A 20,864-nucleotide genomic window follows, 5' to 3' on the forward strand; every position below is an offset into this window, starting at 1 on the left:
ATCCATGGGTGATTTTCTTCTGGCAATTAGCTTCACTGAACATCAAACTTGCGCTCATAAGCTAAAAGGAATAGTCAACATTTCTTGCTGGGCAGGCAGTGTTGATTTCGAAAAACGCCAGCGACAGTTAGACAATTTCGTCTACTGTCGCTGGCATTTTTTGTTGTTAGCATTTGCCAAAACAATCATCATCTTTTCCCTGAAACAAAAAAATGCCCAACCCTTATCAGGTGGACATTTTCTCTGATTATGCAAAAGTGGTTTTAATCTGCATCTGCTTGACGTCGGCCATCGTTTGACAACCGGTTAGCTGCATGGCGATGTTGATTTCCATCTTCATGTGATCGGCTACCGCCTTGACGCCTTCCCAGCCGCCGAGGGCTAAGCCATAACTGAATGGCCGGCCGATGCCGACAAGATCGGCGCCGAGGGCCAAGGCCTTCAGGACATGGGTGCCGCGTTGGACGCCACCGTCAAAGATAATTGGTACGCGATGATCAACTGCAGCCGCAATTGCTGGTAAGGCTTCAATCGCACCTGGCGCACCATCTAGTTGGCGGCCACCGTGGTTGGAAACATAGATGCCGGCTGCACCAGCTGTAATCGCCGCAACCGCATCATCAGGATGCTGAATGCCTTTGACAATAATTGGCAGCCCTGAATAAGAGGCCAACTTATCGATGGTTGCAAGATCCAGTTTCTGCATGGATTCTTTAAACAAACCGCCAGCGCCAACTCCCTGCTGCCCAGTATTGTAACTTTCAAGATTAGCTAAGCGGCCTTTGAGATGATAATGATTCATCACGTCTTTTTCCCGATAGCCGCCAAGTGTCGAATCGGCCGTCAGAATGATCGCCAATGCGCCTGCTTGTTTTGCCTGATCTAACAAATATTGGCAATACGACCAATCTTTTGGCATGTAAAGTTGGAACATATAAGGGGCACCGTCGCTGACCGCAGCAGTTTCCGCAATTGTCTTGGAGGCAAAGGTGCTTTGCGACATCATAATACCGGCTTCTTTTGCGCCTTTTGCTAAGCCCAATTCACCACTTGGATGTGCCAGCGTGTTCCCAGCGATCGGCGCAGTTAACAGCGGTGACGCCAGTTTTGCTCCCATAAAAGTCGTACTTTGATCCGGATTCTCCACTCCTTGGAGCACGCGTGGGAGCATTTGTACATCTGTAAAAGCGGTGGTGTTGCGGCGCATGGTGTAACCATCGTCAGAGCCTTCGCTGATATAGCCAAATTCACCACGGCCAAGAATTTTCTCCGCACGCGCCTCCAAACTGGCTAAATCCAACACATCAATCGCATCAACTTTGCCGAATGGATCGGTCTCTACTGCATCGACCATCGTAAACTTCCTCTCTATTTCTAAAAAATTAAACGTGCCCACTCATCTCGGGCAGTTTGTGCCGTCATATTAGTCCAAATAGTCAATCAGCTGCTTCACATCATAGCGATCAGTATGAATCGGCTTCTCAGCTGCTTTACCAATAGCCACTGCCATAACTGGCACAAAGCGTTTTGGATCAAGTCCCAATGTTGGAATAATCGTCTTGAAGTCGTAACCGGACCACGGATTGGCATCAAAGCCATGTGCCCGCGCCGTCAGCAGCAGTTGCATACCAACCATGGCGCCATCGATGGTGGCATCTAATGTCAGAAATTCAGGTGAAGCATTTTCATATAATGGCAGGAAGGTATTGAAAATCTGGTCCAACTTTTCCTTGCTGATTTTGCCGTCTTCATAAACCTTGGTCCAAACATCACGATAAACTTCATGAGACTGCGTATCGCCGGCGATGAAGATGATGGCAGAACTGGAATCGATCTGCGGATAGTTGAATTTCATGGCAGACTTTTTCAATTTTTCTTTGCCTTCTGGTGTATCAATAATGACAAAGTGCCACGACTGCAAGTTGCAGGCAGATGGCGCGGTGGTAGCTTCTTTAATCATTTCCTGAAGCTCGTCGCGACTGATTTTAACTGATGGATCGAACACCCGAACTGAGTGGCGATCAAACATCACGTCTGCGAAGTCATTATTAGTTAATTTTTTTGTTGCTACTGTTTCTGTCATTTTTATTTGCCTCATTTCTTAATATCAATATTAACCGTTTTCAATCAAATAATATAGGTCGTTGCCAGCGGATTCATCATGCTGCGATCGTAGCGGCCGGTGATCAAATAAGGGGCGGTTTTATCGGCATCGACTTGTTCCAGATGCAAAGTGTTGAACATGGTCGAAGTCGCAAAATGATACCACATCGCACCAAGCGGCTTGAGCACTGGCAATTCACCGAATGGATCATCTTCAGTTGATGCAAGTTGAATCGACAGTTTCCCTAGCTCAACTCGATCAGCTAACGACTTCATCTGTGTGGCGACCAGCTCAACATTTTCAAAGTGGTTCGCACCTTGTTTATCCTGTACAAGATCATGGGTGAAGAAGAAACTGTTCATTTCGGATTCTTTGTTTAAGGCAAATTGACTGCCAAATGTTTGCAAAATGGAAGGATCATTGACATCCCCGGCTTCCCAATCAACCGAAAGCAGCGTCTTGCCGTGACGTTCCACCGTGGCACTGGCACTGTTGTCATTGCGCCGCAGTTCGATGTGATCGGCGAGCTTCTTAGGAATACCTGCACCTTCACGACCTGCCACCAAGCCGGCTTCAGCACCAGGGCCATGCAGGAGCAAGGTTAGTGGATAGGAACCCATCATTTTGTCTTTGTAGCTAACAAGGGCAAATAACGTTTGTTCCAGATAAGGTCCGCCAAACGACGGCTTGCCCATGTGGACGACGTAGCCGCAGACAACTGGTGCAACCAACTTCAACGGTGCCGGAATCAATTTGGCCAAGACGTCTGGATCCGTGGCATAGGCAAAACTGATCCCTTCTTGATCATTCATACTTGGTAAATTCAGAAAGTTCTTCACGTCTTCTTGACTCACAACATAGCTCGACATTTTTGACACTCCTTCTCTGTGAACGCTCGCCAGCGCGGTTGAGGCACTGATTCGCGTGTTATCGAAAGTAACTAACTACATAATCCCATCCATCACATGAACATCTGGTGCACCATTTTTGACGATCCGATTGACCCGATCCAAAATCAATGGGTTGAACTGTGGGTGGGTCAAAATGTAAAACTGATCTTCTTCAAGTGCTTTGAAAACCGTCGCCGCAATCGTATCAAGTGGCATACCGTTGGTGATCACATATTTGGCAAACTGTTGACCTTTCAGGAAAGCCTCGCTTTGATAGTAAGGATCACTTGGATTGCTGTATTGCTTTGGCCGATGTTCTTCAGTGTGATAAAGATCCGTCTGAACAAAACCTGGGCACATCACATGCATTTCAATATCAGCACCGGCCCGCTGCAGATCATAAGCAGTTGCTTCACTCATACCGACGCTAGCAAACTTGCTGGCGTGATATGCAGGCATGCCTGGGGTATCGACCAAGCCAGCGATCGAAGCGACGTTTAAAATCGCCCCGTGCGTTTTTTGCGCCATCATAATTGGAATAATCCGCTTCATCGCATAAACCTGACTCATCACATTGACGTGCATGATCCATTCCCAATCACGGGTTGGTAATTCCCACATACGTCCTGGCAAAGCAATCCCTGCATCATTGATCAGCAAATCGATTTGCTTAAATGCTTGAAGTGTCTGATCAATAGCTGCGTTAACTTCGTCTTCTTTGGTAACATCAGTCGGAATCATCACAGCATCCGCCCCTGTTGCCACAACGATTTGATAAGTTTCATTCAAAGCCGGCTTGTCGATATCGACTAAGGCGAGCTTCATCCCCCGTTTTGCCCCTTCTTCAGCAATGACCCGACCAAATCCGTGGGCGGCCCCGGTGATGAACATGACCTTGTCCTTAAAATCCTTCATAATTGCTTGCCTCCTATGTGGCGTGAATCCACGCACGCAGTCATTCATGTGTGTGCTTATTCACAATTTCGAATACGCCTTTACGATAGCGCTTTCAAAACGTATGATGAAGGTACAGTTTGCACATGAATGAACAAATAAATTTGTATGTTTTTGCTAATTGACACGTGCCACCTTCACGTCACCTTCGAGGATAAATAATGAAATTAAATACTTTGCTCCAACGACTTGACCAAACAGTCCCATTAACCTTTGATACCAGTCTCCAAAACCCCGAAATAACAAGTCTGCAATTTGACGATGATATGACTCTTTCGCCACATCCGACCTCACTGTATCTTGCTGTATCTGCTGATCAAACGATTACCTTGAAAGGAGCTGTTGGCAAGACTGCACAACTGTCCCTGTGTGCTCAAACGCAGCTAAAAAACGAGTCGCAACTTGCTCAACTATTCGATCGGGCTGGTTGTCTTTTGACGTCCGAAACAAGTTTACAAGCACAGATTAATCAGCTTGCTATTAAAGCGATCACAGAGGACTTCGACACGATTCTTAATCAAGCCGCCCGGACATTAGGTAATCCCTTGATTGTTCTTGATCTTGTCGGGCAACCTGTGGCGCAATCCACGCAAGCGCCGGCCATTAGTGACTTGACAGCGCCAGCTATTACCTCTGTCCAGGTCCAACAGGCATTGAAAAAATTCAGACCCGCTAAAGACTTGATCCCGCAAGTTATTCTCATTCAGCAATCACAGCTGCCCTTGCTGCTTTTATGTCTGCCATTGGCCTATCGCAACAATGCCCTAGGCTACCTCGTCATGCCAGCCTGCGTCAGACCGCTCACCGCTGAACAAACTGCCTTCTTCAAAGCCGAAGCCAAAATTATCACCAGCTCCTTGATCAAAAACCGGATGATGCCGACCGCCGCCTCAAAACGCGATCAACTGCTCACCATGCTGCTTACCGAACAACAAAGTGGTACCTTTGCCGCTCAGTTTGCGAAAGAACATGCAACATTGCCAACAAGCATGGTTTTGATTAAAGGTGAGCCGCGTGCTGGACAATCTTTGGCAGCGTTGAAAGAGCGACTAAAGTATTTATTAACCCCGCTTTTCTCACAAACTTTGATCACACTTTATCATCATCAATGTCTAGCCTTAGTTTCTGTCGACTTGCCAACTTACAACAACCCTGAATTTAAAGCTGATTTAGCGACCATTGCCGATCGTGCCAACTGTCGTTTGATCGTTTCGAATCAATATACGCGGCCTGAAGATACCATCGCTGCCTATGCCGTCTGCAGTCGCACTGCGAAGCTTAAATCTCAACCAACTCACGTCACCATGTGTGAGGATGCCTTTTTTGACTTAATGCTGGCACAGGTCGATCATGCCGAAATTTTGCCATTTTTCATCAATCCGGCGGTTAAGGCATTGATGGATCATGATGCTGAGAATAAAACTGAGTTGTTGCCGACACTGGACGCTTATCTTGAATCTGGTGAAAACCTCACCCACACTGCTAGGCAACTTTTCATTCACTTAAACACGTTGCGCTACCGGCTCAAGCACATCAGTGACATTACTGGAATTGATTTAAAAGATGCTGAAACTTGTTTCAAACTTGGCGCAAGTTTTAAGGTGCGTCGATATTTGAATCACAATAAACTCACTTTTACTCGATAATTTGATGGCTTTAACGTCATTTTCCCTGCGAGACAAATCAGTTGCTTTTAACGCCAAATCAGCCTATGTTAACGGCGAAAGGAGCTGATCCTATGCAAATTCATTTTGATGAAGGTGCCACTGAAAAAATCCAACCGCATCTGGGCGATGACAAAAAGTTGCTGCTTACGTTTGAAGATGGGGTGGGTCCTTATTCGCAGCATGCGATGATCCATATGCAGGTCCAGTTCTCACTTAACGTCGTAAAAGCTAGCGATCCGGCAACGGATTATGACACTGAAATTGACAGTAACCTTGGGCCAATTCTGATCAAGGGTTATTCGCAAGAAGATTTGAATGCCCACATGAATGTCCACTTTAACAAAACGCTGAATACCTTGGTTTTGAGTGGTGACGGCGGTGATATTGATACCAATATGGGCTTTATTGACTTCACCGAAGCCAATGGTGTTCGAAATAACCCTGCTCGCTAACTGCTATTTTCAAGAAACGTAATCTCGGTGCATTCTTAACAACTCGTAACAGAAAAGCCGCGTCAAAAATCACAATTGATTTTTGACGCGGCTTTTTCTATGTTCTTTGGTTTGATCAACGCATACGCGGCTTATTTGGGAAGGTCGCGATGAAAAGTGCGCCATGAGGATGGACATCCTTGACTTCAATATGCCCGTGATGCATGGTCACAATCCACCGAGCAATTGCTAAACCAAGTCCACTACCACCTGTTTGGCGACTACGCGAGGCATCTTCTCGATAAAAACGTTCAAAAACGCGAGCTTTATCAGCATCCGCAATACTCGGCCCAGAATTGCCAACCTGCAACTGCCAATCACGTGGTGTCTGTGTCACTTCAACCCAGATAGAATCACCCGCCTGTGTATATTTAAAGGCATTGTCCAGTAAAATCACTAACAGTTGTTTCATCCTCGCCGTGTCAAACAGTGCATGACCGGCCTTGGGTAGCGTTGTTGTAAGGGACTTCTGCTGACTGACAGCAATATCTTGATAAGAAGACAGCTGTGGTTCAAAGGCCTTTTCAAAAGGTTGATCAACCAATTCAATTTCGATGGTGTTGCTATCGGCTTTGGCAATTGTTAGCAGATCATCGGTCAGCTGACGCAAGCGTTTCGTCTCACCCAACGAAGTCGCAATTGCCTCACTTTCGTCAATGATGGTCGCTTGTGGTTTCGTCAGCAGGGCTTCCTGCTTGCTTTGAATCACGGCAAGTGGCGCCCGCAACTCGTGTGCTGCGTCGGCAACGAAATCCTGTTGTCGCTGCCATGACCGGACAATTGGCCGCATAGCACGTGTGGACAACCAGTATGACAAGCCGAGTGCCAATGCCCAAAAAAGAATAATGGTGACAATCAGAACCTGCCGAAATGATCGAATCGCTGCTTCCTGTGCATCGGTATTTTGCAAAATTAACACATAGTGACCGGCATACTGAGGATCTGCGCTGTATTTAGGTGCTTTGATTAATAGCGTCCGGAATGTTCCAGTTGATGTGGTCAATGTCTGTAACTTGTTTTGCGCTGATCGATCCAGTTTTAAATTTTTAAAGTAAGCATAAAACCGCTCACCAAGCATGGCTTGATTAATGATGCGCCCTTTTTGGTTAAAGACCACCATGTTGGTCCTGAAAGGTGCTGGGTGAGTTACTCTCGTACCGGGTTGCTGCGGACCAAGCTTTGTCGTTTCTTCGTTTGGATTAAGAATCATTGCTTGTTGCTGCTCTAAGGTGTGATCAATGTCTTGATAAATTGAGCGCTCATATAAGAAAAAAACAATGATACCTAATACCACAAACAAGCCCGCAAAGCTCAACAGTTGCCCGATGAATAAGCGACGTTGCTGATGTTTAATACCTTTTTCTGCGTTCATTCACTGCCCTCCGGCTCCTGAAAAATATAGCCAACGTTGCGAATCGTTTTGATCCAATGCTCAACTTTTAGCGGTTTTAATTTTTTGCGCAGGTTGGACATGTAAACCTCCACCACGCTGACAGCTGTTTCAGAATCAAATCCCCACAAACGATCAAAAATCTGATCTTTGGTGATAATTGTTTTCTGATTTTGTAATAGATAAACCAACAGATCGAATTCTTTACCGTTCAAGGCCACTGGTTGATCGTTGATGAGCACCTCATGACTCGTCACATGTACCACAAAAGGACCAGCAGTTAAGCCATCATCGTCAAAGAAGTGACCGGTTCGCTTTAACAACGCCTTCAAACGCATAATGAGTTCTTCACGATGAAACGGCTTCGTCAGATAATCATCTCCGCCAAGTTCAAACCCGTGCAATTTATCGGTCAGCGCATCTTTGGCTGTCAAAATCAATACAGGCGTTTTAATTTGCTTTGCCCGCAACTTCTTGAGTACGTCAAAACCATTTAATTCTGGCAACATAATGTCCAAAATAATGGCATCAAAAATACCTTCCTCGGCCAAATACAGACCATCAGCACCGTTTAAGGCGGCTTCTGGGTCGGCAAATGCGCGGATAAAATCAGTAATACTCTCGTTTAAATCCGGATCGTCTTCGATCACAAGAATTCTCGGTTTAACTGTCATGTTCTGCCCCACTTATTTGTTGGTAACCTTATATCTGCTGGTCTGACCATATCATGATAACCATAAAGTCATCTTAAGAAATAGAATGCCCGACTTTAAGGTTAATTTATGCTGTAACTCTCATAATGATCCCATTCACCAAGAAGGGAGCGGTTTGATGCGTCAAAAGCTGAAACAATTCATCGGCTTCGGCTTGGTCGGTGGGGTCAATACCATTTTAACTTATCTCATTTACTTGACATTATATCAGCTGATCAACCCGACAGCCGCCATGGGGGTTGGCTACGGGCTGACATCCATTTTTGGCCTATTTCTTAATGACACATGGGTGTTCAAGGCAAAAGATCGACGCCAACTCAAAACGGTGGCACCGCGTTATTATCTCTCCTATGGCCTGACCTTCATTCTAAGTTTAGTTTTGACAAGTTTTTGGAATGATTTCTTACGACTACCCAAGCCGCTTGCACCTATGTTCGCATTGATGATCACTGTCCCAACGAACTTCCTTTTAAGCAAGTTCTGGGTATTTCGAGAAAAGGGAGTTGCTGCACATGAAAAAAATTAAACAGTGGACCGTTGATTGGTGGTTTATTGGCATTCTGATCCTAGCCGCCTTTCTATATGCTTGGAATATTTGGGAAGCCGGTAACGCTAACGACTACTACACCGCCGCTATTACCAGTATGATTCAAAGCTGGCATAACTTCTGGTATGGTGCCTTCGATCCCGCCGGCTTCATCACCGTTGATAAACCGCCAGTTGCCTTGTGGTTCATGGCTATTTCGGCAAAAATTTTTGGCGTACATGGTTGGTCCGTTGTTTTGCCATCCATTCTTTTCGGGATTGGCAGCGTCGCCTTGATCTACAACATGATCAAACCGCGCTTTAACATTTGGGCAGCACGGCTTGCTGCGTTGGCGTTAACGCTGACACCGATCGTTGTTGCTGATTCACGAACGAATAATATGGATGCAACCCTTCAGTTCTTCCTCTTACTCGCCAGTTGGTGCCTCATGAAGGCCATTAGCAATCGCAAGCCATGGCTCGTTGTTGTGAGTTTCGCGCTGATCGGCGTCTCTTTTAACATCAAGATGCTACAGGCGTTTATGATTCTGCCGGCTTTGCTCTTATTCTTCTGGCTGGCTTCCAATCAGAAACTTTGGCGGCGCCTAGGCACCTTGGCTATTGCCTTGGTTGCTATGGCCATCACCACCCTCGCTTGGCCAATACAGGTGGATTCAACCGCCACTAGTCAACGGCCTTACGTTGGCAGTTCGGAAACTAACTCTGAATTGGAGCTGGCTTTTGGCTACAACGGCACTGAACGATTACTCGGACAAACCACAGGAACTGGTGCTGCCTTCCCTGGTATGGGTACCAAATCCAAGACCGGCTCCACTGGCACTGCTGGCACCCCGCCAACCGGTGCTAAAGGCACGGCGCCGGGTGGCACGACTGCTAGGAAACCAACTGGAACGCCTGGTGCCGGCAACACAGGCAAAACACCACCTGCCGGAACAAAAATGCCCGGCACTAAGACTGGCGCGGCTGGGAAGCAACCCGCTGTGACGACCGAAAGAGGCGCTGGTACAGGTCGCAAAATGCCTGCCAACTTCAAAAAAGGGACGTTTAAGGGCGGTACACGTGGTCGTCAAGGCAGTCAACGTGGCGGTGCTGGTGGTGCTTTCTCCATCGGGACAGTCGGTCCATTACGCCTATTGCAATCTGATTTAGGTCCACAAATCAGTTGGCTTCTGCCAGCTGCAATCATTGGCTTCATCAGTGCCTTTACCTACTATTTGGACCGCAAACGGAAATGGTACCAGACAACCATTCAACAAAATCACTTGCTCTTTTGGCTTGGATGGCTCATCCCCGTTGCTGGCTTCTTCTCCATCGCCAGCTTCTTCCATCCTTATTACATGATCATGTTGGCACCACCAATTGCCGCCTTATTCGGCATCGGAACTGTCACTATGTTCAAACAATTCAAAACCGATCTGAAACATTGGCAAGCATGGCTTTTGCCAATCGCAATCGTGGTCACCACAGGCTTGCAGGCTTGGTATGTCAGTCTCTATTATCAATGGCAGCCATTCTTAGTCATCGCTGGCGGCCTGCTCGGTTTGATACTTCTGTTCATCGGCCGCACTAAAGCATGGCGTAAAACAGCGTTAGGCGTTGCCATCGCAGCAATCATGGCCGCACCAGCATTCTGGTCCTTAACGCCAACAATAGCTGGTTCCTCGGCTGGTATTCCTTCTGCCGGTCCATCACTGCTCTCCTCTAGCGGTAACGGTGGACTCGGCAACGGCACAGCAGATTCTGGCTTGCTAAAGTATGTTGAAAAACATCAAGGCAATTCCAAATACCTGTTTGCAACCAGCAACGCCAGCACTGCAGCCCCGTATATCATCAAATCTGGCAAAGCGGTCATGGCCATTGGCGGCTTTAACGGGACTGATCCAGCTATCACCCTGAAACAGTTCAAAGCGCTTGTTAAAAAGGGCGATATGAAGTATTACCTTTCCTCTGGCCGCTCAGGCAATTCGAAGATTGAAGCTTGGGTCACCAAAGTCGGCAAAAAGGTTGCCGCAAGTCAATATGGCGGCACTTCATCGTCCAGCACGCAAGGCTTTGGCAGCCGAGGCGGCATGGGCGGCGGCACCTTGTATGAACTCGATGCCAGCATGGTGAAATAAAGCGTCTTGATCTCTCTATGAAAGGAGTCCCCGATATGCGACAAGAAAAGAATCCATTCATTTCGATTGTGTTGCCGGTTTATAACGAAAGTGCTGGCATCGGCGAAACTTTAACGGTTTTGGCAAATTACGTTCGTGCACGGCCGGAACGATACGAGTTAATTTTCGTCAATGACGGCTCAACAGACGACAGTGCTGATCAAATCAGGGCCGCCATGGCCAAAAATCCGGCGATTCGGTTAGTCGATTTCTCCCGCAACTTCGGCCATCAGCTAGCAATCACTGCCGGCATTCGCTATGCCAGCGGCGATGCAGTGGTGGTCATGGACGCCGATCTGCAAGACCCGCCGCGTGTTATCCCAGAAATGTTAGCCCGCTGGCGTGAAGGCTATGACGTCGTTTACGGTAAGCGGCGCAAACGCAGTGGTGAAACGTGGTTTAAGAAGTTGACTGCCGAAATGTTTTATCGCTTACTCAAGGCTGTCACTAGCATCAACATTCCTGTCGATACCGGCGACTTCCGTTTGATGGATCGGCGTGTTGTCAATGTTCTCAAGCAGATGAATGAACAGGACCCATATGTACGCGGGATGGTCACTTGGGTCGGCTACAAACAAATTGCCGTTGAGTACGATCGTCAAGAACGGGAAGCCGGTGAAACGCACTATCCACTGAGAAAAATGCTTCACTTAGCTATGGATGGGATCACTAGTTTTTCCACAGTACCGTTAACTTTAGCTAGCTGGCTAAGCGGCTTCTTCCTGATCATCGCGGTCGCGCTCTTTGGGCTTAGTTTGGCACTAGGCCACCTCACTAGCTTAACCTGGGTCATGATCATCACCTTGCTAGTTGGCGCTGGTATTACCTTCACCATTGGCATGCTCGGCACCTACATCGCGAGGATGTTCGCTGAAAGCCGCCATCGACCGCTCTATATCGTTGCCGACACATACGGCTTCAAAACCCAAACGACGCAACAAACAAGTTATCCTTATCACGCATTACAAAACTAGCCACAAGCGCCACTATTTAAAATCAAGAAAGCCGCTAACCTGTTGTTTGAATGACGACATCAGGCTAGCGGCTTTTTTGAGCACAAAAGAATAAGCTAAATGCCACAAATATGTTTGAACTAGCCGATGGTGCTCATGTCTAAACTCATTTTAAATTTTACAACACCAATATTTTTATGTTACGGTTATTATAAGTAAGTAATGATCGTGTCTCTGACAAATTGAAAGGAATGAACTCATGACAACAACGACCAAGCACTTGACGCGCTTAACGCCAAGCGATCTGGCCGCTGAATTAACGACGAACACCAAAACCGGCCTGACTGCTAAAGAAGCAGCTGCACGTTTGCAGCAAAATGGCCGTAATCAGCTCACCGCGGCTAAAAAGCCTAGCTTGCTCCGGCAAATCGGCCATCACCTCAGCGATATCACCTCACTAATTTTGCTTTTTGCCGTTGGTCTCTCTGCCTATCTGGCCTTGACGACTGACAGTGACTGGACCAAAACCATTGTTATTGGCGCCATCGTCATTCTCAATGTTGTGATCGCTTTGTACCAAGAACACAGCGCTGAAAAAGCACTCGCTGCTTTGAAAGCCATGACGATCCAAACCGTCACCGTTGTTCGTGAAGGCAAGACGCAAACCATTCAGGCCGCCGAGCTTGTTCCAGGCGATTTGATTCTCCTCAAGGCCGGCGATGCGGTTCCTGCAGACGCCAGAATCATTCAAAGCCAAGAACTTGAAGCGGATGAAGCAATTTTAACTGGCGAAAGTCTGGGCGTGACCAAAACGGCAGAAGCCTTGGCCACTGCTCCTGATGATCTTGGGGATGCTGCCAATTATATTTTCTCTGGCACAGCCATTACCAGCGGCAAGGCAACTGCGATTGTGACGGCTACCGGCATGGACACCGAACTGGGAAAAATTGCTGCACTGCTCAATCAGACAAAAAAGCAGACGACGCCATTGGCCAAACGGTTAAACACACTTGGCAAGCGGCTATCCTTCGTTGCTATCTTGGGCGGTATCATCACCATTTTACTGGCAACCTTGCTTCATCAGGAAGGCTTTACAGATAGCTTGATGCTTGGTGTCAGCCTCGCCATTGCTGCAGTTCCAGAAACCTTGCCCGTCATCGTCACCCTCAGTTTGGCTCATGGCGTTCAGAAGATGGCCAAGCGCCACGCGATTATTCGCCAAGTCACCGCTGTTGAAACCATTGGGAACGTGAACGTGATTGCCTCAGACAAAACTGGGACCCTCACGCAGAATCGCATGACAGTTACCCATTTCTGGCCTTATGGCAAAGAAATTCATAAAGTCGCCAACACAAAGTTGTCAGCCAATGACACCCGCTTTTTCAAGTATCTCGGTCTTGCAACCAACGCACACTTAACTGCTGATGATGAACCAGATATCGGCGATGCGACTGAACTGGCAATTGTTCGGCTACTTGATCATTACGATCTGAGTCGGACCGAGGCTGAGCAAATCTATCCGCGTGTGGCTGAAGCGCCGTTTTCATCTGACAAGAAAACCATGGCGACTTTGCATCGCACGCCGGATGGCCACTATCTAGCGATTATTAAAGGAGCAGTCGACCGAATTAACTTTGCGCCTGAAAACTGGGAGCAAACTGCCACCGCAATCCATGACCAAATGACGGCACAAGCATTGCGGGTACTGGCGGCTGGCTATCAACAATTTGAAACCGATCCTGGGGAAAACTGGGAAACACAGCTAACCGCCGTACAACCGTTGGGATTGATTGGTATCATTGATCCGCCGCGCCCTGAAGTGCCCGCTGCCATTCGCGCTGCTAAACAGGCCGGCATTACAACGGTTATGATCACTGGGGATCATCTCGGTACGGCCAAAGCCATTGCTAAAGACATTGGCATCCTTGAAAGCGGCCAACAAGCAATCACCGGCCATGACCTCAGCCAAATGAGCGACGAGGATCTGGCGGCCAATATTGCTGATATCCGCGTGTTCGCGCGGACTACCCCGAGTGATAAAATTCGAATCGTCAAAGCTTGGCAAAAACAAGATGCGGTGGTCGCCATGACCGGTGACGGCGTCAATGATGCGCCAGCGCTCAAAGCTGCCGACGTCGGCATTGCCATGGGCATCACTGGGACAGATGTGGCCAAAAATGCTGCCGATATGGTTTTGACCGACGATAACTTTGCTACGATTATCGATGCTGTCGCACAAGGTCGAACCGTCTATCAAAATATTTTAAAAGCCGTTGAATTTCTGATTTCGGTTAATTTTGCCCAAATTTTCACGATGCTACTGGCCGTCCTCGTTGGCTGGGGTGCTGTGATGACACCTGAGCAGCTACTCATCGTCAACGTCCTTGCTGATGGTATTCCCGGCTTCTTCCTTAGCCGAGAGTTGGCTGAACCTGGCATGATGCACTTGAAACCCATTCCAAAAGCAGCCAGTATTTTCAGCAATGGCCTCGGCAAACGTGTGGCCGTGCGGACGACCACCTATGTTGGCTTGATTCTTGGCATCTACTTCGTTGGCCGTTTCGTGGTCAGCCCCGATGTGCCAGGTATCGGCATGACCATGCTATTTCTGACATTAGCCATCGGTTCGATGCTGGACATTTTCCCCATCAAAACCCGTGGTCGGCTTAACTGGTCAGCGATGACTGTCAATCCGATCCTGACTGGTAGCCTTTTACTGACGATGACAGTCATCGTTGCCTTAGCAACCATAGCGCCATTGCAACAAATTTTTCAGCTAGCGCCACTAACAGCCGGACAATGGGCCATCGTCCTCGGTGCCGTCTGGCTGCCAATGTTGGTTGTTGAAACTTACAAGCGCCGTCAACATCGGCACGAATTAGCGCCATGGCGTCAGGCCACCTTATCAGATTCGGCAGAATAACGTTGGTTTTGCTATATCATCGTTATCTGATATGCTTTAGTTAACTAATGAGCATGGCAATTCACCACCAACAATAGGTGGAAGAATACCATCCAAGGAGGCTTGTTCTATGCAAACATTTCAAGCATTGGTTCACGATGGGCAAAAGGCAACTTTTCAAACCCTGCACGAAGATGACTTACCAGCAGGCGATTTATTGATCAAGGTCGCTTATTCAGATATTAACTACAAAGATGCGCTTGCCTATCAACCGCAGAATCAAATTATTCGAGATTATCCACAGATTCTCGGGATTGATTTAAGTGGGACTGTGGTAGCCAGTCAAGATGCCAATTTTAAAGTAGGCGATCAAGTGTTGGCCACCGGTCATGGTCTAGGGGTCAGTCAAGGCGGTGGTTACGCTGAATATGCCCGCATTCCGGCTTCTTGGGCAATCTCGCTGCCATCAGCCATGACACTTGCTAGCGCCATGAGTTTTGGCACGGCGGGGTTGACCGCTGCCTTATGTGTCGCTGCTTTGACCGCGCACGGCATGACGCCTGAGCATGCACCGCAGATTCTTGTGGGTGGCGTAACGGGCGGTGTCGGCAGTGTTGCCATGCGCTTATTAGAGCAAGCAGGCTTCACGAATCGAATCGGTATTGTGCGGACACCAGATCAGCAAAAACAGGTTATGTCACTTGGCGCCACGGCAACATTAGCACTTGACGAACTGCCCAAGGGAAAGGCTTTGAGTAAGCAACGCTTTGACTTTGCCATTGATCCGCTCGGTGGATCGTTCACAACCAGTTTGCTGCCAAGTATGCGTTATGGCGGCGCAATCGCGTTATGTGGCAATGCTGCAGGAACTGCCTTGCCGCTGACCGTCTTCCCATTCATTTTGCGCAATGTCAGCTTGCTCGGTGTGGATTCCGTCAATGCCCCTGCTGCGGCCCGAGCAGCCGCATGGCAGACATTGGGCAAATTGGCGCCAATGCCTGTTGATACGGTCAAACTAGCTGACTTGCCACAAACCTTGACGAAACACTTTAACCACCACACAACCCGGACGATTGTGGACATGAGCTAATGGAAAAGTGCCAGCTGCTGAGTATCTGTTTTTACTGGCATCAGTTATGAATTAACCACTAATTTCGAACATGCTTGATTTTTTAACCATCAAAGTTGTCCTTCAACCAAACACGGTTGAAGGACAACTGATAGCCACCAAAAGACGACTGATTTTCCAATGACGGAAATCAGTCGTCTTTTGTTTTCTCATAGAGAATCTATTCACTAACTTCTTTTAGGCCAGCTTTAACTCAACAAAACAGCATCATCAGCAAACTCTTGTCCACTGCGTTCTTTAAACATCGTCAATAAGTCTTCGACGGTCAGGTGCTGTTTTTCCTCGCCACGGACATCAACAGCAATTTCACCATGATCCAGCATGATTAAGCGATCACCATATTTCAGTGCACTGGCCATGTTGTGTGTAATCATCAAAGTTGTCGTATGTTGCGCGCGCACCATTTTATCAGTCAAAGCCATGACGGTAGCGCTTGTCTGCGGATCGAGCGCTGCTGTGTGTTCGTCAAGCAATAACAACGCCGGTTCTTTTAAAGTAGCCATCAGCAAGGTTACTGCTTGTCGTTGACCGCCAGAAAGCAAGCCCATTTCGGCACCCAGGCGATTCTCAAGGCCCAATCCAAGGGTCGCCAATTTTTCCTTAAAATGTTGGCGATCACTCCGTTTGACCCCACTGGCCCAAAAGTTACGCCAAGAGCCGCGTTTTTCGGCCAATGCCAAATTCTGTTCGATTGTCAGCAACGAGGCGGTGCCGGAACGCGGATCCTGAAAGACTCGAGCAATTACCTTCGCCCGCTTAGCAACATTTTGATAGGTCACGTCCTTACCGTTGATCAAAATCTGCCCCTGACTAACAGGGAGCGTGCCAGCGATACTGTTCAGCAACGTTGATTTACCTGCGCCGTTGCCACCAATAATCGCGACGAACTCCCCGCGTTCAAGACTGAGATCAATGCCCTTCAGCGCGTGATTCTCGTTCACGGTTCCTTGTTCAAAATACTGATGCAGTCCATGCACTTCAAGTACGGCCATGGCTAAACCTCCTTTTGCTGATCACCAGCATGTGTGCGCATTGAATCGGTTTTTGCTGCTTGCATCTGTGCCTGAACGATGCGAGCTTGACGCCGATTACCGTGACGAATTGTCATGAGTTGCAATTTCTTTTTCAGTAACGGCAATGACAGGAAGATCGTTAACATCAAGGCGTAGAAGAAACGCAGGTAGTTCGGGTCGACACCAAGATCCAGCACAACCGCAATAATCAGGCGGTAGATCACAGCGCCGACAATGATCATCAACAACCGCGCCCATAACGGCACGCTGCGCAATAGGATTTCCGAAATAATGATGGCTGCCAAGGCAATGACGATGGTCCCAATCCCCATCGACAAATCCGCATAGCCATTGGTTTGCGCCATGAGACTGCCTGATAAAGCAATCAGGCCATTGCTCAGCATGTAGATGATAATTTTCATCGCATCATTGTTGATCCCGTTGGCCGCCGCCATGTTCTGGTTGTTGCCGACTGCCGCAGCAGCTAAGCCCATCTCGGTATGGAAAAAGAATACCAGAATACCTATCACAATGGCGACCACAATGGCACCGATGATGATGCCGGTGGTCGTGGCATCACCACTGTCAACCAGATTGAAAACCGTCTTAACAGTCCCAATCAAACTGATATTAGCCTTGCCCATGATGAAGAGGTTCACCGAATACAATCCGGTCATGGTCAAAATACCAGTGAGCAAGTCTGGAATATGCAACTTGGTGGTTAAAAAGCCTGAAACTGCACCAGCTGCGGCGCCACCGGCAAAGCCCATGAGCGTCGCCGCAATCGGCCCCACCCCCGTGACAATTGCATGAGCAGTAATCGCAGCGCCCAAGGGAAAACTGCCTTCAGCCGTCATGTCAGCAATGTCTAATATTCGGAAAGTCAGATACACGCCAATCGCCATGACCGACCATAGTAATCCTTGGGCAATACTTGATGTCACGATGTCCATAATGAAAAGCTCCTTTGTTAAGTGAGCGCGAGTCAGCCCGGGTAGGAACCGGAGTGTAAGCGGCCTTGGGCGTGATGGTCGTAGTTTGACCGTTGCGACCGAGGTCCTTACACGCAGGTTTCTGGGCTGGCGAGCGCGTTATGAGACGAAATCGGTTATTCGGCTTGTTTCAATGCCGCTTCTGTCAGGCCGAATTGTTTCATCCGGGCTGGATCAGTGACCAATCGGGTTTTAGCTGGTTTTTCAACAGCTAGCTCCTTAACTTTCTTACCCTTCAAAATCTGAATAGCCAGTTTGCCGGTCTGCCGGCCTAAGTCTTCGTAATTAATCCCTACTGTCGCCACCCCGGCTAATTTCACCATTGTCGCGTCAGCGGTGACGACCGGAATGTTTTCTTTCGTGCTGATTTTGCCAATGGTCGGCATTGAGGCCGCCATCGTGTTATCGGTTGGAATGTACACAACATCACTTTGTTTCATCAGTGCAGTGGCACTTTGTTCAACATCGTTGGTGGTCGCGGCGGTTTTTTCAACCGCAGTCAAACCTAGTTTTTTAATAGCTGCCTTGGCAAGTTTGATCTGAACCTGAGAATTTTCTTCGGCGGCGTTAAACAATAAGCCGATTTTTTTTGCTTTAGGAAAGGCTTTGTGTAAAAAGTTGATCTGACCAGCGACATCGACCATGTCTGTGACTCCTGTAGCGTTTTTGTCTGGCTTGGCTGTTGTGGTCACAAGACCAGCCGCTTTTGGATCCGTGATCGCCGTGAACAACAATGGGGTCTTGCTGTCTGCCTTCTGTAGGGCTTGGGCAGCCGGTGTAGCAATCGCCAAGTTGAGATCGTTTTTATCACGTTGCAAGCGCTGGCTCATCGTCTGAAGATTAGATTGATCGCCTTGGGCATTCACGTAGTCCAACTTGATCTTCTTGCCTTTGTAACCGGCTTTGGCCAGTTCTTCAGTGAAGCCTTTGCGGGCCGCGGTCAACGCTTGCTGGTCAATCAACTGTAAAATGCCGATTTTAACCTGACTCTTGTCAGCCGCTGCACTGGTTGATTTACCACAACCGGCTAAAACCATGATAGTGAGTGCTGCTGCCGCAATAGCGGCCATTCGTTTGATCTTCATTTTTCTTCCTCCTGGGATGTACGGGTTAAGGTGATGGTGCTTCACACTTTGTGCAAACGCGCTCACTGGCGCAGAAACCTACATGTAAGGACCTTGGTCGCAGTGGTCAAAATACGACTATCACGACCAAGGCCGCTTACACTCCGGTTTCTACCCGGGCTGACTCGCGCTCTTACAAAAATAGCCAGCCACTGGATTTTTCGTCCATGTGGCTGGCCATTGTTTTTTCCCGGAAAAAGAAAAGGCCACATGGATGAATTCGTCCATGTGGCGGTTAATTGCAAGTTAAACACTTACGGCCATCATGGATACAAACCTGATTGGCTTGTATCCATGAGATACAAACCATTATCCGAAATAGCCGTAATAATAAGAATGATTAAGTTGTGTTGTTTTGACTCGATCCATGATCAACACTCCTTCATGCAGAGATGTTCTCTCTGACTTGTCTCAAAGCGTATACTCATATTCTCATCTTGTCAACACAAACAAAAAACTTACATTCGGCTATTTCAGTTTTTGTATGGGGAAGAATGTCAAGGAACGTTACTATAGCAGTTATTCTGGTAATTTAACCGTTTGTTTGACGGCTTTTAGCATTGCCTCGTTGCGAACTGTTTCGACTTTTGCTGGTTTCTCAACTGGTAATGTTTTAACAGTTTTACCTTTTAGGAGCTTAATAGCCATTTTGGCCGTCTGCTTGCCAAGGTCGCGGTAGTTGATGCCTTTGGTGATCGTGCCGCCGTCTTGAACCATGGTCGAAGCGGCTGGGACGACTGGTATTTGCTGAGCCTTGGCAACTTTGCCAATGGTCGGCATAGCGGCAGCCATAACGTTATCGGCCGGTAAATAAAGGGCATCGACGCTTTTGGCTAAACTCTCGGCGGCCTGTTGCACATCGTTAGTTGTCGCCGCTGTACGAACTTGGTAACGCAAACCGAGTTGTTTCAGCCGAGCTTTGGCTTGTTTGATCTGATAAACCGAATTTGGTTCGCCAGCGTTATACATGAGGCCGACAGTTTTTGCTTCTGGGAAAGTTTGATGAAGCAGGTCAATTTGTTTGGCTACCGCAACTAAATCTGTCACGCCGGTTGCATTTTTATCTGGTTTTGCGGGATTGGTGACCAATCCGGCTGACTTAGGATCCGTGATGGCGGTGAATAACATCGGTGTCTTTTTGTCAGCTTGTTGGAGTGCTTGTGCTGCAGGGGTCGCAATCGCAAGATTCACATCATTCTTATCACTTGCCAAACGATCACTCATCGTTTTCAGATTAGCTTGGTCGCCTTGGGCATTGACGTAATCAATTTTGACGCGATCACCACTGTACCCGGCTTTGGCCAACTCGGCCACAAAGCCTTTCCTAGCCTCAGTCAAGGCACTTTGATCAATCAACTGCAAAATACCGATCTTAACGGTTTTGGAACTGGCGGCGCTGCTTTTTTTGCCGCAGCCGATCAGCGTTAAGCCAACCAGTGCTGCAGTAGCGATAACAAGTAGCCGATGCTTTTTCATAAAAAAATCCTCCTGTGAGCGCTCGCCAGCGCGGTTGCTGCGCTGGCGAGCGCGTTATCGATGAGTGACGAGTGACAATTCAGCCATCCGGAACGGTCAACATAGTCGCATGATGCAAAAAGGACCAGCCGCTGGTTTTCACCATGCGACTGGCCCCGAGATTTTTCGGTATAGAAAAGCCGCATGGATAATTGTTCATCCATGCGGCGTTGTGTGCACATTTAATGTGACGGCCTTATGGATGCAAACCACTGCTTGCGCGGTTTGCATCTCACTGCAAACCGCTATCCGAAAAAGCCGCCGAAAAAGTTATTAAGTTGTGTTTGCCGTACTAAGTTCATGGTCAACACTCCTTTAAACACGC

18 protein-coding genes are annotated in these 20,864 nt (G+C 48.0%); 8 read left to right on the forward strand and 10 right to left on the reverse strand.

The features are described 5' to 3' along the window. Window positions 1-247 (forward strand): hypothetical protein (locus tag ACWPAB_RS05445; RefSeq protein ID WP_016373438.1); only part of this gene is annotated, 247 nt, incomplete at its 5' end. Here ACWPAB_RS05445 and ACWPAB_RS05450 read toward each other — a convergent pair. The 4 genes from ACWPAB_RS05450 to ACWPAB_RS05465 form a co-directional block, all read right to left on the reverse strand. After that, entirely contained in the window at window positions 248-1,354 is a 1,107-nt protein-coding gene (locus ACWPAB_RS05450; protein ID WP_016381733.1) for an alpha-hydroxy-acid oxidizing protein, read from the reverse strand. Window positions 1,355-1,423: 69 nt separating this feature from the next. Further along, entirely contained in the window at window positions 1,424-2,083 is a 660-nt protein-coding gene (locus tag ACWPAB_RS05455; RefSeq protein WP_003569228.1) for a nitroreductase family protein, read from the reverse strand. A gap of 44 nt (window positions 2,084-2,127) precedes the next feature. Then, on the reverse strand, window positions 2,128-2,973 hold the full coding sequence (locus ACWPAB_RS05460) for an acetoacetate decarboxylase family protein (protein ID WP_003587422.1): 846 nt from the start codon (window positions 2,971-2,973) through the stop codon (window positions 2,128-2,130). 75 nt (window positions 2,974-3,048) lie between these two features. Beyond that, a complete protein-coding gene (locus tag ACWPAB_RS05465) occupies window positions 3,049-3,909 on the reverse strand; it encodes an SDR family NAD(P)-dependent oxidoreductase (RefSeq protein WP_003569224.1) in 861 nt (286 codons plus the stop codon). Between the two features lie 200 nt (window positions 3,910-4,109). Here ACWPAB_RS05465 and ACWPAB_RS05470 point away from each other — a divergent pair, with 200 nt between their 5' ends. Beyond that, window positions 4,110-5,594, forward strand: coding sequence for a PucR family transcriptional regulator (locus ACWPAB_RS05470; RefSeq protein WP_003569222.1), 1,485 nt, complete (start codon window positions 4,110-4,112; stop codon window positions 5,592-5,594). A 92-nt stretch (window positions 5,595-5,686) separates the two neighbouring features. Beyond that, window positions 5,687-6,067, forward strand: coding sequence for an iron-sulfur cluster biosynthesis family protein (locus ACWPAB_RS05475; RefSeq protein WP_003563820.1), 381 nt, complete (start codon window positions 5,687-5,689; stop codon window positions 6,065-6,067). 115 nt (window positions 6,068-6,182) lie between these two features. Here the strand turns inward: ACWPAB_RS05475 and ACWPAB_RS05480 are convergent, their stop codons facing one another. Both ACWPAB_RS05480 and ACWPAB_RS05485 read right to left on the reverse strand, forming a co-directional pair. After that, window positions 6,183-7,478 carry a sensor histidine kinase gene (locus ACWPAB_RS05480; protein ID WP_003587425.1) on the reverse strand — a complete coding sequence of 432 codons (1,296 nt, stop codon included), beginning with the start codon at window positions 7,476-7,478 and terminating at the stop codon, window positions 6,183-6,185. Continuing rightward, window positions 7,475-8,170 (reverse strand): response regulator transcription factor, encoded by a 696-nt coding sequence (locus ACWPAB_RS05485; protein ID WP_003563812.1) that lies wholly within the window; start codon window positions 8,168-8,170, stop codon window positions 7,475-7,477. The genes ACWPAB_RS05480 and ACWPAB_RS05485 overlap by 4 nt, the downstream gene beginning before the upstream one ends. 157 nt (window positions 8,171-8,327) lie before the next feature. Between ACWPAB_RS05485 and ACWPAB_RS05490 the strand changes: the two genes are divergently transcribed. The 5 genes from ACWPAB_RS05490 (at window position 8,328) to ACWPAB_RS05510 (ending at window position 15,856) form a co-directional block, all read left to right on the forward strand. Further along, window positions 8,328-8,735, forward strand: a complete 408-nt coding sequence (locus ACWPAB_RS05490; RefSeq protein ID WP_003563810.1) for a GtrA family protein — start codon at window positions 8,328-8,330, stop codon at window positions 8,733-8,735. After that, entirely contained in the window at window positions 8,722-10,872 is a 2,151-nt protein-coding gene (locus ACWPAB_RS05495; RefSeq protein WP_003569215.1) for an ArnT family glycosyltransferase, read from the forward strand. The genes ACWPAB_RS05490 and ACWPAB_RS05495 overlap by 14 nt, the downstream gene beginning before the upstream one ends. Before the next feature lie 35 nt (window positions 10,873-10,907). After that, window positions 10,908-11,885 (forward strand): glycosyltransferase family 2 protein, encoded by a 978-nt coding sequence (locus tag ACWPAB_RS05500; RefSeq protein ID WP_003563806.1) that lies wholly within the window; start codon window positions 10,908-10,910, stop codon window positions 11,883-11,885. A gap of 238 nt (window positions 11,886-12,123) precedes the next feature. Continuing rightward, complete coding sequence (locus tag ACWPAB_RS05505; RefSeq protein WP_003569213.1) at window positions 12,124-14,787, forward strand: cation-translocating P-type ATPase; 2,664 nt, start codon at window positions 12,124-12,126, stop codon at window positions 14,785-14,787. A 109-nt stretch (window positions 14,788-14,896) separates the two neighbouring features. Next, a complete protein-coding gene (locus ACWPAB_RS05510) occupies window positions 14,897-15,856 on the forward strand; it encodes an acrylyl-CoA reductase family protein (RefSeq protein WP_003569211.1) in 960 nt (319 codons plus the stop codon). Window positions 15,857-16,083: 227 nt separating this feature from the next. Here ACWPAB_RS05510 and ACWPAB_RS05515 read toward each other — a convergent pair whose 3' ends face one another. The 4 genes from ACWPAB_RS05515 to ACWPAB_RS05530 form a co-directional block, all read right to left on the reverse strand. Beyond that, entirely contained in the window at window positions 16,084-16,887 is an 804-nt protein-coding gene (locus ACWPAB_RS05515) for an ABC transporter ATP-binding protein (RefSeq protein ID WP_003563800.1), read from the reverse strand. A 2-nt stretch (window positions 16,888-16,889) separates the two neighbouring features. After that, window positions 16,890-17,861, reverse strand: coding sequence for an ABC transporter permease (locus ACWPAB_RS05520; protein ID WP_003569209.1), 972 nt, complete (start codon window positions 17,859-17,861; stop codon window positions 16,890-16,892). 155 nt (window positions 17,862-18,016) lie between these two features. Further along, on the reverse strand, window positions 18,017-18,985 hold the full coding sequence (locus ACWPAB_RS05525) for an ABC transporter substrate-binding protein (RefSeq protein ID WP_003587430.1): 969 nt from the start codon (window positions 18,983-18,985) through the stop codon (window positions 18,017-18,019). Between the two features lie 558 nt (window positions 18,986-19,543). Then, window positions 19,544-20,500 (reverse strand): ABC transporter substrate-binding protein, encoded by a 957-nt coding sequence (locus tag ACWPAB_RS05530; protein WP_003569207.1) that lies wholly within the window; start codon window positions 20,498-20,500, stop codon window positions 19,544-19,546. Between the last annotated feature and the right edge of the window lie 364 nt (window positions 20,501-20,864).

This window comes from Lacticaseibacillus sp. 30 (assembly GCF_053819265.1).